Consider the following 14,482-nt stretch of genomic DNA (forward strand, 5'->3'; position numbering starts at 1 on the left):
CGAGCTGGGGAGTAGGGGAGTGGGGTAGTAGGGAGTAGGGAGTAGGGGAGTAGGGGAGTGAGGGAGTAGGGGAGTGGGGGAGTGGGGGAGTTGAGAAATCTCCGCGCCCTATTTGCTTAGTGCTATGGATTTGGGATTTTTTACAAATAATTCAGATTTGCTATATAATATAAAAATGTGTATTTTCTGAAGATCGAAATTTAATTATCATTTTTGACTTTTAAATTTTGACTTTTGACTTGTTATGGAGAGGTGGCAGAGTGGTCGAATGCGGCGAACTCGAAATTCGTTGAAGGGTGACTTTCCGTGGGTTCGAATCCCACCCTCTCCGTTTAAGTTTTACTTATCTAAAACATTGGCGATCGCGCTCACTATACTAGGGCTTGCTGAAAAAGTCTTTTTTAAGGAGTAGGGGAGCGGGGGAGTAGGGGAGAATTTTTTGCCCAACTATGCGCTCAAAATGCGCTCCTTTTTGAGCATGAAGAGCTGAAAACCATGTACTTTTTCAATACCTAAAAAGGCTAAAACTTTTATCTGGTAATTATTTAAGATTTAATCAGCAAACCCTATACTATTTTTAGTTGAATAAAAAGTCATGCGTATAGCCGAACAACCCCTTATAGTTCATAATATATCACAAAAATTGTGAGGATGCAACCAAAATTCTTTTGACCCGCGATTTTTTTATGTGCTTCATAAAATGATAGAATTGGTAATTTTCCACTCTATTCTATGAACTGTGGATGGAAGGATTCGGCCATTTTTAGGAGCTTTTCACCATGATAATATTTCTGAATATTGCTTCTGGAAAATATTCCTGAATATTTTGATTGTCTTTTAGTTTAGAAGTTTAGTTGAATAAAAAGTCATGCGTATAGCCGAACAACCCCTTATAGCTCATAATATATCACAAAAATTGCGAGGATGCAACCAATATTCCTTTGGCGCGCGTTTTTATGAGCTGATCGCAATGACAACAAATATTGGTGATTTTTCACTTTATGAGCTATGGATGGAAGGATTCGGTCGGGGAAAAACAAATATTTTTAGGCGCTTTTCACCATGATAATATTTCTGATATTGCTCCTGGAAAATATTCCTGAATATTTTGATTGTCTTTATAGTTTAGAAGTGTAGTTGAATAAAAAGTCATGCGCATAGCCGAACGACCCCTTATAATTCATAAGATATCACAAAAATTGTGAGGATGCAACCAAAATTCTTTTGACCCGCGATTTTTTATGTGCTTCATAAAATGATAGAATTAGTAATTTTCTACTCTATAAGCTATGGATGGAAGGATTCGGTCGGGGAAAAACAAATATTTTTAGGCGCTTTTCACCATGATAATATTTCTGAATATTGCTTCTGGAAAATATTCCTGAATATTTTGATTGTCTTTTAGTTTAGAAGTTTAGTTGAATAAAAAGTCATGCGTATAGCCGAACAACCCCTTATAGTTTATAATATATCACAAAAATTCTGAGGATGCAACCGAAATTCCTTTGGCGCGCGTTTTTTTTAGAAGCTTAACACAATGAAAATGTTGGTAATTTTCCACTAAGTAAGGAAGTATAGATCGATCAGGAAAAATCTGATTTTAATCAGGACTTAGGCACGGACACTAAATCCACTGAGGGCGTATGCGGAGCTTGGCGTTAGCCAATGCCATTCGCCCCTACATATGGCGTTTTCAACGTTAATTTGCGTAAGTCCTGTTTAATCTTAGAAGTAGAGGACACCAAGTAGCTCAAAGTTAATCAGAGATAACTTTTAACTTTTAACTTTTAACTTTTAACTTCTGACTTCTGACTTCTAACTTCTGACTTCAACTTAACCACCTATCCCTAAACGACCAGCTAAAGCAGGAGTTAAAGGAAACAAAGTAGCGATCGCCATAAACAAAGCTAACAAACACAAAGCAGCTCGTAGATCGTCAGGTTCGATTAATTCATTTAAACAAGGCCGTTCCAAATTTCGCTGTAATACCAAAATAATAATTGCCCAATACAATGCTAAAGGATTAACCAGAGAAGCGATAACTAAAACTACAAAAGTGAAAAATGTTGCTCTACCTGCAACTTTCCGAGCATAAATTGCCTGAATAATTCTACCGCCATCCAACTGACCCGCAGGCATAAGATTTAGCGCTGTAATTACCAAACCCAGCCAACCAATAATTGCTAGTGGGTGAACATCTACTATATTTTGATTTACCGCCGAACCTAAAATCGCCCGTGCTAAAGTTCCCACTAAAACAGAAGCTCTGAAAAACTCGGATGGCATCTGAAACATACTACCTTCATGGGAAAGCAACAAACCCACCAATAGCATTGCCAAAGAAAGTATTCCTCCAGCAGCAGGTCCGGCAAAAGCTACATCAAAAAGCACTTTCCTATTCGGTATTGCTGACTCGAAACGGTTAACAGACCCAAAACTGCCAATTTGCCAAGCTGGGAGAAAAAATGGCCAACTAAAGCGGACATTGTGACGTTTTGCCAAGACTTGATGGGCGACTTCGTGAATACCTAAAACTGCACATAGACCAAGTGCAATGGGTAATGCTTCTGGATACCGTGCAGGTTCGTTGAAAAAGTCAAATCCCAATAATAAACCACCTGCTTCAAAACTGGTGGCAATAGTAGCGATCGCCAACACAACTGCCAGAATTTTTTGAGATGTAGTAGCAGGTTGAGGGTCATTTTTGCTTGGTAAAATAATGACTACTGGTTTAGCTTCAGGACTTTCTATGAGGAATAGTCGGTAGCGATCGCCCAGTTTTTCTTTTAAACTGACTGATAACTGAGTATGGACTTTTTCTACATCTCCCCGTAAATTACCTTTGAAAATAGCTCCTTCTTGATAAGGAATAGTTTCAGTGGTGAAGAAAGTATCAATACCAAAAATGTCTTTGATTTTCTGGAGGTCTTCACTAGGAATAGGGATAAATTTTGGAGTTTGTTCTTTTTGTGGTTCAGTGTTTACTATTTGCTCCTGGGTTGGTTGAACTTCCTCTTCATTGCTAGATAGCTCTGAGGAGTTGCCAATGGTTTTGAGACCGGGTTGATTTTCTGCATCTTTAGCTGCTATTGTTCGTAGCTGTCGTCCCAAATATATATATAATCCTGTACAAGCTACGAGCAAAAATAGGACAAATACTAGGTTAAGATAAATTCCGGCAGCAAATAGAGCAAAAAATAATAGCCAAGGAGCCATTAATACCACTGATTGTAACCAGCCTAGAATGCCTACTTTACCATAAGGTCTTGCTCTGTTGTATCCCCAACCGAGAATTCCCAGAGTGATTAAAGCTACTATTACTGTGGTTATGTTTTCAGATATGTTATACATAATTTTATGTGCAATTCAAAAGTCCAAGATGGAATGCAGTAGGTTTTCTATTATATTTTTGTGAACAAAGGAAGGAATTTTTTAATTAAAATTCTTTGTTTTTCATACTTAACTTTTCAGGCATTTAATCAAAATAATTATAACTACAGTAGTTATTAAAACAGTATTTTATTAATTAAGTTTCAATCTGAATCTGGCTAAGTATTTTTTTTGAAAAAAATCTGTTGAGCCGATTAATTTGTTACCGAAAAATTCAGGTATAAAGCCTCTCTTAATAATTAATAATTAATAATTAATAATTAATAATTATCAATTGTTAAAGACGTAATTGTCCATCATTCATTATCCATTATCAATTAATGAACCCATCCTCTTAATTTATAAGAAAAGGTAATTCTAAATTCTAAATTCTAAATTCTAAATTCGCGCATTCCGATCACTCTTGTATGAATGTTTCTGGAGTTCCTCTATCAACATGAACATAACTGCGACGTTTAGCAGCTGTATAATTTGGATTGAGTCTAATTGCTTGATTATAATCAGCGATCGCCCCCCAATTATCCCCTACTTTTCGTAGTACATTTCCCCGTCGATAATAAGCTTTTGGATGAGTTGCATCTAATTTAATTGCCTGATTATAATCATCAATTGCTCCTTGATAATCTTCTAATTTTTCTTTAACATCACCTCTATAAATATAAGCATCTGAGTGACTTTTATTTATCTCTATTGCACGATCAAATTCTGCCAAAGCCAATTGATAATTTTGTTGCTCATATTCTTTTAATCCCTTTTGATAAAAATAATTAAATCCTAGATTTTCATTTTTACTTTGTATTTCTGTAGTTTCTTCAAATTTAGTTTTTTTTTTCTTTGAATTTTCTATTTTTTCTATTTTTTCTGTTTTTTCTTCAATATTAACTAATACATTTTTGAGAGAATTAGCTACTATCAAACTGCCAGCTACAGCTTCTTTTCTTGCCCATTTATCTGTAGCTAAAATATCATCTAGAGTAGGATTTTTCTGATAATCTGACTTATGCTTTTCACATACATATTCAATCAACTTAGGAATATCCAAAAAAGGAATTTTTTCTTCTAAAAATAATGCCACAGCCTGTTCATTTGCCGCATTCAAAGCCGCCGGCATCGAACCACCTATACGACCCGCAGCATAAGCCAATTGAATACAAGGATATTTCAAATTATCGGGTTCCTTAAAAGTCAAACTACCTGCTTTAACTAAATCCAATTGTTTCCAATCAGTATAAATCCTTTCCGGCCAAGATAAAGCATAAAGTAGAGGTAAACGCATATCTGGCCAACCCAACTGAGCTAAAACAGAAGTATCTTGTAACTCAATTAAAGAGTGAATTATACTCTGAGGGTGAATGACTATATCAATATTGTCATAATCTAATCCAAATAAATAATGAGCTTCAATAACCTCCAAACCTTTATTCATCATTGTGGCAGAATCAACCGTAATTTTCCGACCCATTGACCAGTTAGGATGTTTAATCGCATCTGCCACTTTGACCTTTGATAATTTCTCAATTGGCCAGTCTCGAAAAGCACCACCAGAAGCAGTTAAAATAATTCTACGTAAACCCTCTTTAGGCACACCTTGGAGACATTGAAAAATTGCTGAATGTTCTGAGTCGGCAGGCAACAACTTTACTCCATATTCTTCAATTAAGGGATTAACAACTGGGCCTGCTGCAATAAGTGTTTCTTTATTTGCCAAAGCAATATCTTTTCTGGCCTCAATAGCGGCGATCGTAGGTAACAAACCAGCACAACCGACAATACCTGTGACTACAGCTTCTGAGTTACCATATCTAGCAACTTCAATGACACCATCTTGGCCTGCAAGCAATATGGGTTGAGGTCTCAGATCAGCAATGGCCTCTTTTAACTCTGTAAATTGGGACTCATCGTTAATAGCAACAATTTCAGGGGAGAACTGCTGTACTTGTTGGGCCAACATTTCTACGTTACGTCCAGCAGCTAACCCAATAACTCGAAATTTGTCTGGGTTTTGAGTAACAATATCTAAAGTTTGAGTACCAATAGACCCTGTAGATCCCAAGATTGTAATTGCTTTCATATTTTTTTGAGAAATTTGTCCACAATTCCACTATACGATTCAATGGTCATTTTGTGTTAAGAGCAACGACGGAGGAGTCAGGAGTCAGGAGTCAGGAGGGAAGAAAGAAGAAAGAAGAAGGAAGAAGGAAGAAGGAAGAACAAGAACAGGAGAAGAAGGAGAAAGTTTTTTTATCACTAATTATCCGGACATGATATTAGGTATTGAAAAAGTACATGGTTTTCAGCTCTTTATGCTCAAAAAGTTAGCATTTTTAGCAAAAGTTGGGCAAAAAAATTCTCCCCTACTCCCCTACTCCCCTTTTCCCCTCTACGGTCGGGGGAGGGGCGAGGGATGGGTCCCGTACTCCTTAAAAAAGACTTTTTCAGCAAACCCTAAATAGACCGCCAAAACAATTTTTTCTGCAAAAAAGTACAAAACAAAGAGAGAAAGCCTCTTTTAATACCAATTTCATAAAATATTGTTACAGTGACGATACAGGCAACAGGGAAAGAAAAACATAATGAAAAAGAGGAAAAAAAGTGAAAATTTTAGAATTTATGGAATTTATGATTTTTTCTTTTAGGAATAAATCACAAATTAAGATGTAATATCATGTCCGGATAATTAGTTATAAAAAAACTTTCTCCTTCAACTCCAGTTCTTCTTCTTTCTTCCCTCTTTCCTCTTTCCTCTTTCCTCTTTCCTCCTGACTCCTCCGTAGTTATTTATTTATCACTGTTCAACCGGACATGATATAACTACCTTTTTTGAATTTGGTATAAGAGGGTAGAAAGGTTGATTACCAAAAAAGTAATTGCGATAGCGCAGCAGAACGGGGTTCTATCGCACTCATGGAAGTTTCCGAAAGTTTAGCCATCACTTTTGCGCTTACTAAATCCTCTTTTTGCTTGTCTTTATTCCTAAATCTATACCTACTGAATTATCAGTTTTAGGTAAGGTTTGTGGATTTATTTCTACTACAAAACTCAGAAAATATCTAGTAGGGGCGATTCGCGAATCGCCCCTACAATCTTTAATAACTGTTACTGATGATGGTTGAGCAGGTAATTCTCACGGGCGAGACTATTTTCAGCTTTCCAATCTTGGCTAAATAAACTTTATGCTGACCAACTTTAAAACCTCCCCTTGTAAATCTAGCAGTTTGCTTTGACTTTCTAATGCATAAATTTAGGAGGTCTTATCGGTTTACCTTTTCTCTTACCTTTAGTTGATTTAAAAAAGTTTTGATAAGCTTGGTTTAAATCATTCAAAGATTGCTGCAATGGTATAGCGGATACTTCTGATAGCCATTCTCTATCCTGAGTATTTTTAGCTTAAGTAATAAACTGTTTTTGTAGCTGTGAGTTACTTGGTTTATTCTCTGTTAATTTATACTTCTGTTGGCAACAAGCTAGACTATCATTCCAAACAACACGGACACAACCAAATAATCTTGCTAACTTGGTTTGTTGCCCTTTTGTTGGATATATTCTATACTTATACCTAGCTTTCATGTTATCTTAAAGTTTTGGTCTGTATGCTATAACTATAGCAGAGATTAAATTGGTATGCAATATGTTCAGAAAAGAAAGACATAGCGTCTCAGACTTAAAAGTACATTTGGTCTGTGTGACTAAATATAGAAAAAATATATTAACAGGAGAAGGACTAGAGATAATTAAAAATTCATTTGATACTGTAGCTAAAAAGATGAACTTCAAGATACTAGAGTTTAATGGAGAAGCCGATCATGTTCATGCAGCCATTGAGTATCCACCAAAACTATCAATATCTCAAATAGTTAATCATCTCAAAGGCGTTTCTAGTAGATCCTATGGTGCAGCAGGATACAAAAAACCTCATAAAACTGCGCTTTGGAGTCCTTCATATTTTGTAGCATCAGTTGGAGGCGCACCACTTGAGGTTCTCAAGCAATACATCCAGAATCAAAAGTCCCCCTAGAAGGGGGAGGCTTTAAACCCAATTTTCCGGTAAAATCACATCAAAGTTTTGGATAAAAACAAAGCCTCTAATCATCCCTTTACAGGCGATATAACTTAGTCTCAAAAACAGATTCTAGCTCCGCTCCTTGTTCCTTTTCGACAAATGATTTGAACTGCTGATCCGGAAAGTATATGAATACTTCTTCATACTTTTGCGCTAGCTCCGATATATTAAAATAACTTGAAAATTCACTGGCATCAACATCATTTATGACTTGGAAGTCAACATCTTTATCTACCAAATGACTCAAACCTAGGACGAAACTGTGCGTAGCTTCACTAATAACAACCGGACGATTTGCGACATTAATCAGTGGAGCCATGTTCAAATTTAATGCATTTGCTGTTGTACCTTGTTCTAGGTAATCCCAACCTGGTGTTTTGGCGATCATGATAGCTGAAATAACTCCAACGAAAACCATTGTTAGATATGCAAATCTCCAAAAGACTTTTTCCCAAGCTGAGAATGAAAATATCATACATTTAGTCAGAAAATAGGCGACAGAAATTTGCACAAATAATAGAGAAGGAAGTAGATATCTAGATTGCAGAGAGCGTCCGCCACCAAAAATCAGATCAGCAGTTACCAGAACTAGAGGTGTCAATACAATTGATATCACTACTAATGACCAAACTCTCCTTGGTGTAAATCGAATCAGAAAGTATAAAGATATAACAACAAGACCAAAGATTAAATAACTGGAATAAGACTCTATTCTGGGAACGGAGTTATTCCAATTTAAAAAGGAACTACCTAAGCTATTGAGCAAACCTCTGATCAAAATAGAAATATTGGAGTTTCGACTACTTACCCATTTTGTCTTTTCTTGAATTTCATCGAGACTTGTCAATATCACAATTATCCAAGGGAGAAATGCTACGAAAGCAACTGACATACTGACAATAAAAGGAACTAAGTAAGAACGAATTTGTTTGAGGCCAAGGGAAAGCATATATAAGCAATAACCAAAAGCAACAAATACAAAAAACAGGTGTGAATAGAAACCAAAGGTGAAAGTCAGTGTGCAAATTCCCCAACTTAGTTTATCATTTTTCCTCATAGCACGCAGGAGTGCTATGGTACAGATTAAAGTAGCAAGTCCAAAAAGACTATACTGACGGGCTCCCTGAGATAGTAGAATGTGATAAGGTGAAACACTAATTAGTCCAACTGCAATCCATCCTACCGATCGCGAACCAAAAAGCTCATAGCAAAGCCAATAAACAGCAGGCAAACAAGCAAATCCTAATATTACAGATAAAACTCTGGCAGCAAAAGGATCTTTGAAAATTGAAATTACAAAACGAGATAAGACGTAGTAGAGAGGAGTGTGTTCTGAATTACCCGCTAGTGCCGACATAGTATCTGGTAAACCTTTGGCAGATGTTGGCACTTGATAAGTGAGGATTTTCTCTGCACTAATAATTTCCCCATTAAAAACTTCTTCAACAATTTGAGTTCGGTTATAACCTGCTATTCGATAAAAGCCTCTAACTTCATCAGCATTGTAAGGCTTTTGATCTAAGTTGGCGAAAGATAAAAAGATGCGCAATACCAGGATCGCAACGATCAAAACTTTCCAAGCGATCGGCATAGAAAGTTCAGTTTGCTGATACTGATGAACTTGAGGTAGATGGAAGGATAAAATATTTGTTCTTATTAAGAATAGGTAAATAATTACCCCTCCTACAATCGCGACTAACACGACTAAAACTCTTTTCAATAAACCTTGATAGACATATAAAAATAGCCGAATATTACTGAGAAAATTTAGTTCTCCCATTGACTCAGTATTTTGAATAGCTAAAGTTTCCTTGGTCTTTCCATCATCTGTTAACTTGAATATTTCTAAACTAGCTGAACCAAAGGTGTAGATAGTCCTATCATTAATATAGTTTGGTGAAAAAACAATCGGCTTTCCTGATGAAGGCACATTAGCTATTCTTGATAGGGGTAATGAAGCATCTGCAATTTGTTTGAATGATTGCCCTCCATCTTCACTTTTGTATAACCCAAGACCTAGCACACCCAACACAAGTGTTTTATCGTTCTCATAGTTTGGTGAAATAGCAATAGCTTCCAACTCAGGGGAGTCAGTACCTAATCCAGGTATAGTGAGTCGCTGGTTCCAAGTTTTTCCTGCGTCCTGTGATTGAAAAAGACCTCGACCCCTGGTACTAACAAATAAAGTTTGATCCTGTGCAAAACCTGGAGAAATAACTATCTGCATTTTTCCTGCTTCTGTTAAAGCTGTATTTTCACTTATTGCTTCCCAGTTTTTCCCCGCGTCGGTACTCTTGTAGATTCCCTTCTCTCCAGTGACATAGATAGTACGATCGCTAGCAAAATTAGGGGATATGGCAATAGACGGACCAGTGTTGCCTTGAAGAGATGGAACCTGACCAACTTTCTGATAGTCTTTACCTCCATTTTGAGACCGATAGACATTACCCTTCTGAGCTAGGATGTAAACAGTCCTATCGTTCGAGAAGTCTGGAGAAACACCTATTGTGAGTCCACGTTCTTCCTTTGGCATAGAACTAATTGACCAGGAGATACCCCCATCCTGACTTCTTGCTACCTTTGTCCAGAGTAGTGATGCCCATAGTGTTTTATCTTGATCGTAGTTTGGAGAAAAAGCAACATCAAAGTAGCGACGAGGATCATAGTTTGCTGGTAGTGATTCCCACTTTCTAGTAAACCAAGGTTCTTGGAGACCTCTTTCAGCAATTTTCCAAGTTTGACCGCCATCGCTACTGATATTAATGTGGCCAACGTAATCTACAGTTGCCAAAGTTGAATCATTAGAAACTGCCATTGCAACCACTGTGCTCCTGAGTATGGTTTCTAAGTCTTGCCAATTTTCCCCCCGGTCTTCAGACTTGAAGAGACCATCAAAACCTGCTAGGAAACTCACGCTGCCATCTGTAGAGAACTCCAGCTCAGTAAAGCTAGGTTGCTTCATATCTTCAGCTTGAGGATCAATTATGAGTCCCTGAGTTTTTCCTTGCCATTCTTGGCCATTCCAGTAAAATAACCCAGTATTTGCTGTAGAAACGAACAGTTGTGGTTCATTTTGGGAACCTGGAATAATTTTGATATCTTTAATAAGCTCATTGGCGATCGGAATTGCCTGTTTTGTCCAATTTTTGCCTTGGTCAGTTGTTTGAAAAATACCCTGGGTTTCAGTCCCAAGCCACATTGAATTGACTGGCCCATCTAGCATAGACTCTATAGCAACAATTGGACTATCAAGTGGTACGCCAGATGCAGCGCGATCGCTAGCTTGCCAAGTTGCTCCACTGTCGCGAGATACTAAGAGTTCCTTTGTATTGGCAGCAATAACTAATTTGCCATCATTAGAAAAACCCAGAGCTTCAATAGGACTTTTACTTTGGAAGACCTGTTGCCAACTATCCCCAGAATTTTTAGTTAAGTAGAGTTGATCAGATATACTTGCTAGGACAATCTTTGATGAAGTTGGTGAAACAATTATATGGTCTATAGTAAGTTCATCTAAACCTTTACTGGTATTTTGCCAGGTAAGTCCTTTGTCTGATGAGCGATAGATTCCATCTCCAAGTGTTCCCAGAAATGCTAAACCATCATTTTGCTGACTCAACTCCAGATCTGTGATAAACAAACTAGAATAATCTAAACCCTGAGTAATACGCTGCCATGAAACGCCTCCATCAGATGAACGATAAAGGTTATTTCTAACAACAATTAATACTGTCTGGTCTTGTTGATAATTTGGTGATAGTTCAACGTGTGTGACAACATCATGTGGACGATGCGCCACTGAGATACCCATATTCACAAGTAGTGCCATTAGGAAGGCAACTAATACTAATCTGACAAATTGTGTGATTCGGGAAAGGCTTTGAGTCATAAAAATTATCTCCTAATTAATTGGACTTATACCAATTCTCAAAAACTTTGCTATACTTGAACTTTCTATTTCTAAATACTATTTATTGACGTAATTTTATTGTTAACTAACCTCTGTGATTTTTCCAGTTATTTTTACCACCTTCCAAGGGTAGCATTACTTTTGAGAAATGGTATTACACAAGTAAAAGAATAGAACAGTGGGACAATTGCCTCCTCATAGTCTTCTAATTTATTTTTAACATCATCTCAAATATAAGCATCTGCATGATTCATACCATTTCTCTGTAACAATGCGCTTAATAATTCTTACGAAAACCTGAATTTTACTAATAGCTGTTATCTTTAAGTATTAAGCGCAACTTTATGGAGAAATGGTATCAGGGTCTATCTCTTGGAAAAAAGAATGTCATTTATGATATTAAAAACTTAGTAAACCTTACTAGCATTTTCTAAATAAGATATTATATAAAAAATTTTGATTTCTGTGAAATATGAATAATTTAATTCAGAAAATACGTCAATCTATCCGACTCATTAAAAATGACATGATTCATAAGTATTATGACTTGAGAATCAATCAAGTTGAAGACCCATACCGAGCAATGTTCAGAAAGGAACCATACAAGTTCGTTTTTATTCTCAGCCATATGCGTTCTGGTTCTTCATTACTAGCTAATATATTAAGCTCTCATAAAGAAATCTTAGGATATGGTGAAACTCACATTCAATATGCCTCTGAATTTGATTTAAATAAATTAGTATTTAAAGTATATCATAAAACCCAAAATATTCATAGGTTGCAAGACTTAAAAAATTTGATAATGAGTCATAAATATATTCTTGATAAAGCTTTACACAATAAGATTTTTTTAGATGAAAAATTGTTAACTTCGGAAAAGTTATATGGTATATTTCTCATCAGAGATCCAGAGAGAACAATAGCTAGTATTCTCGATCTCAAGCCACACTGGAGTGAAGAAAAAGCATTAACTTATTATTTAAATCGTTTATCAACTTTAGAAAGATATGCAAAGTTAATTAATAACAAAGAACGTACTTTGATAATTACCTACGATCAACTTCTGAATCAGACGGACTTAGTTTTTGATGCTTTAAAAAAAGTTCTGGGAACACAATCAGAATTTTCGGAGGAATACAAAGTAACAAATAAAACAGGAAGACCTGGAATAGGTGATTCTAAAGAGAATATTAAAGCAGGTCGTATTGTTAGAAACCCTAGAAAATTAGAACAAAAAATAACTCCGACATCAATTGCAGAAGGAATTAAGCAGTTTGAAAATTGTGCTTTAAAACTTTCTGAGTATTGTAGTTTTGTGAAAAATCCCAACTAATTTTTGTGCTTTGTGCTACTTTTTCTGTTACAAATTGACTTGCGGAATGTGGGATTTAAAAATATGACGCTTTTTCCACCACCTGTTGTGAGTAGGATAATAATTGTTGCAGCCTTGATTTTCTTTTTCTGTAGTAGTTTACGCCACGCCTTGTTCTATTCTACTGGTTTTGACTTAGGCATTTATGACCAAGTTGCATATTTGATTAGTCAAGGAGAATCTCCTATTTCTTCTTTTTTGGGGTATCACCATCTGGGGAATCATGCTGCTTGGGCAGTCTATCCTCTAGGATTATTTTATCTGATTTATCCTAATGTACACTGGCTACTTTTGGTACAAGCTATATGTTTGGCCTTGGGAGCTTGGCCTACTTGGTGTTTAGCCAAACAGGCGGGTTTAAATCAAGGACAAGCAGTAGCGATCGCTATTTCTTATCTCCTTTACCCAGTAGTTTTTAATATTAATTTATTTGATTTTCACCCAGAAGTTATGGCGTTACCTGCTATTTTAGCTGCTATTTTAGCTGCTAGACTGCAACGTATTTTCTGGTTTTGTCTGGCAATTATTTGGGTGTTAGGTTGCAAGGCAGTTTTATCATTAACTGTAGTTTTTATGGGTGTTTGGTTACTAGCTTTTGAAAGGCGGAAGTTTTGTGGTTTAGTTGCTCTTTGTTTAGGTATTTTTTGGTTTGTGGTTGTCACTCAAGGAATTATTCCTTTTTTCAGTGGTGAAGAGGTAGCTGGAGTAGGACGTTATAGTTATCTGGGAGATTCTGTTGTGGGAATTATGATTAATATTTTGCTACAACCAGGGGTAGTGTTAGGGAAGATATTATCTTTTGAGACTATTAAATATATTTGTTTGTTATTGTTACCTGTAATTTGGGGAATATTTCCTCTACTTGAGACAAATCAAACTATTTTGCCTCATCTTATCCCTCTCATTCCAACTATTCCCACAATTGTGTTGAATGTGTTGTCTGAAGTATCGTTTCAAAGAAGTTTAAATTATCAATATTCGTTGCCAGCGATCGGTTTTTTATTATTAGCAGTAATTTCTTGTTTAGCAGCAGCTTCAAAAGCTGAAGAAAATCACATTTCATTAGATTCATCTTGGAAAAGAGAGTTAAAAATTCCCAAATTTAATCTGAGATTATCAGTACCAAATTTTCAAGCTCCTAAAATGATTATTTTGTGGTCTGTTTTAATATTTTTATTGCTTGGCAATGTAGCAGATTTATTTTTATATTGGCAGAGTTTGGATACTTGGCAAGCCACAAAAAATGCAATTACTTATGTCAAAACTGAAGGAGGGGTACTCACAGATAATAGATTAGCACCTCATTTTACCCATCGTTCAACAGTAAAGTTATTGAATCAAACACAGCCAGATAATTTAGATGAATTTGATTATGTAGTTTTGAATTTACGTCATCCTTGGCCAGATACTGAGGAGGCGGGTATTATTCTGTTTAAGAGTCTTCAAAATAACCAAGAATGGAAATTAAATTATCAGCAAAATGATGTACTGGTATTTCAAAGGGAAGAAGGAGGAAAAATTGGTAGTGGTGCAGCCGTAATTGTAGAGGAATATAGGGAGTTAGGGACCCACCCCTAACCCCTCCCAGGAGGGGAATATGAGGAGATGGACAGTGGAAAAAACTCTGAGTAAGAAATAAACCGAAATACATCCTCTTTATTTTAGTAAGCATTCAGCCGTCAGCGCTTCCCTGCGGGATGCTACGCAAACAGGGTTCAGCTATTGCTTTTAGTTCTATATAAAAGCTTTA

At 36.3% G+C, this 14,482-nt stretch carries 9 protein-coding genes, 1 tRNA gene and 1 pseudogene; 6 read left to right on the forward strand and 5 right to left on the reverse strand.

The features are described from left to right. The first annotated feature begins 246 nt into the window (after positions 1-246). Positions 247-331 (forward strand) — tRNA-Ser (locus F6K54_RS10010). Between the two features lie 1,502 nt (positions 332-1,833). On the opposite strand, the gene F6K54_RS10015 is transcribed toward F6K54_RS10010, so the two are convergent. From F6K54_RS10015 to dxr, 3 genes and pseudogenes are all read right to left on the reverse strand, one after another. Further along, the gene (locus tag F6K54_RS10015; RefSeq protein WP_293077014.1) at positions 1,834-3,351 is read right to left on the reverse strand and encodes a site-2 protease family protein; all 1,518 of its coding nucleotides are present in this window, start codon (positions 3,349-3,351) and stop codon (positions 1,834-1,836) included. Between the two features lie 436 nt (positions 3,352-3,787). Next, entirely contained in the window at positions 3,788-4,306 is a 519-nt protein-coding gene (locus F6K54_RS10020) for a tetratricopeptide repeat protein (protein ID WP_293077060.1), read from the reverse strand. Beyond that, positions 4,307-5,461 (reverse strand): annotated as a pseudogene (gene dxr, locus F6K54_RS10025) (1-deoxy-D-xylulose-5-phosphate reductoisomerase); the annotation flags it as partial. 53 nt (positions 5,462-5,514) lie between these two features. Here dxr and F6K54_RS10030 point away from each other — a divergent pair. Beyond that, positions 5,515-5,655 (forward strand): hypothetical protein, encoded by a 141-nt coding sequence (locus tag F6K54_RS10030; RefSeq protein WP_293077016.1) that lies wholly within the window; start codon positions 5,515-5,517, stop codon positions 5,653-5,655. A 692-nt stretch (positions 5,656-6,347) separates the two neighbouring features. Then, positions 6,348-6,503, forward strand: a complete 156-nt coding sequence (locus F6K54_RS42775; protein ID WP_366558091.1) for a hypothetical protein — start codon at positions 6,348-6,350, stop codon at positions 6,501-6,503. Between the two features lie 274 nt (positions 6,504-6,777). On the opposite strand, the gene F6K54_RS42780 is transcribed toward F6K54_RS42775, so the two are convergent. After that, positions 6,778-6,957, reverse strand: coding sequence for a helix-turn-helix domain-containing protein (locus F6K54_RS42780; RefSeq protein WP_366558092.1), 180 nt, complete (start codon positions 6,955-6,957; stop codon positions 6,778-6,780). Positions 6,958-7,018: 61 nt separating this feature from the next. On the opposite strand from F6K54_RS42780, the gene tnpA reads away from it, so the two are divergent. Further along, positions 7,019-7,405 carry an IS200/IS605 family transposase gene (tnpA, locus tag F6K54_RS10040; RefSeq protein ID WP_293077017.1) on the forward strand — a complete coding sequence of 129 codons (387 nt, stop codon included), beginning with the start codon at positions 7,019-7,021 and terminating at the stop codon, positions 7,403-7,405. A 79-nt stretch (positions 7,406-7,484) separates the two neighbouring features. Here the strand turns inward: tnpA and F6K54_RS10045 are convergent, their stop codons facing one another. Beyond that, a complete protein-coding gene (locus F6K54_RS10045; RefSeq protein ID WP_293077019.1) occupies positions 7,485-11,339 on the reverse strand; it encodes a YCF48-related protein in 3,855 nt (1,284 codons plus the stop codon). A 493-nt stretch (positions 11,340-11,832) separates the two neighbouring features. Between F6K54_RS10045 and F6K54_RS10050 the strand changes: the two genes are divergently transcribed. Both F6K54_RS10050 and F6K54_RS10055 read left to right on the forward strand, forming a co-directional pair. Further along, positions 11,833-12,693, forward strand: a complete 861-nt coding sequence (locus tag F6K54_RS10050) for a sulfotransferase (protein WP_293077021.1) — start codon at positions 11,833-11,835, stop codon at positions 12,691-12,693. Positions 12,694-12,756: 63 nt separating this feature from the next. Beyond that, positions 12,757-14,310, forward strand: a complete 1,554-nt coding sequence (locus F6K54_RS10055) for a DUF2079 domain-containing protein (protein WP_293077023.1) — start codon at positions 12,757-12,759, stop codon at positions 14,308-14,310. Positions 14,311-14,482 lie beyond the last annotated feature (172 nt).

It is taken from the genome of Okeania sp. SIO3B5 (assembly GCF_010692555.1).
In the GTDB taxonomy this organism is placed as follows: Bacteria; Cyanobacteriota; Cyanobacteriia; order Cyanobacteriales; family Microcoleaceae; genus Okeania.

Excerpts from the sequence above, each read along its gene's own strand:
- F6K54_RS42780 (WP_366558092.1), bottom strand. The coding sequence starts at position 6,957 with ATGAAAGCTAGGTATAAGTATAGAATATATCCAACAAAAGGGCAACAA.
- F6K54_RS10015 (WP_293077014.1), bottom strand. The coding sequence starts at position 3,351 with ATGTATAACATATCTGAAAACATAACCACAGTAATAGTAGCTTTAATC.
- F6K54_RS10050 (WP_293077021.1), top strand. The coding sequence starts at position 11,833 with ATGAATAATTTAATTCAGAAAATACGTCAATCTATCCGACTCATTAAA.
- F6K54_RS10055 (WP_293077023.1), top strand. The coding sequence starts at position 12,757 with ATGACGCTTTTTCCACCACCTGTTGTGAGTAGGATAATAATTGTTGCA.
- tnpA (WP_293077017.1), top strand. The coding sequence starts at position 7,019 with ATGTTCAGAAAAGAAAGACATAGCGTCTCAGACTTAAAAGTACATTTG.
- F6K54_RS10045 (WP_293077019.1), bottom strand. The coding sequence starts at position 11,339 with ATGACTCAAAGCCTTTCCCGAATCACACAATTTGTCAGATTAGTATTA.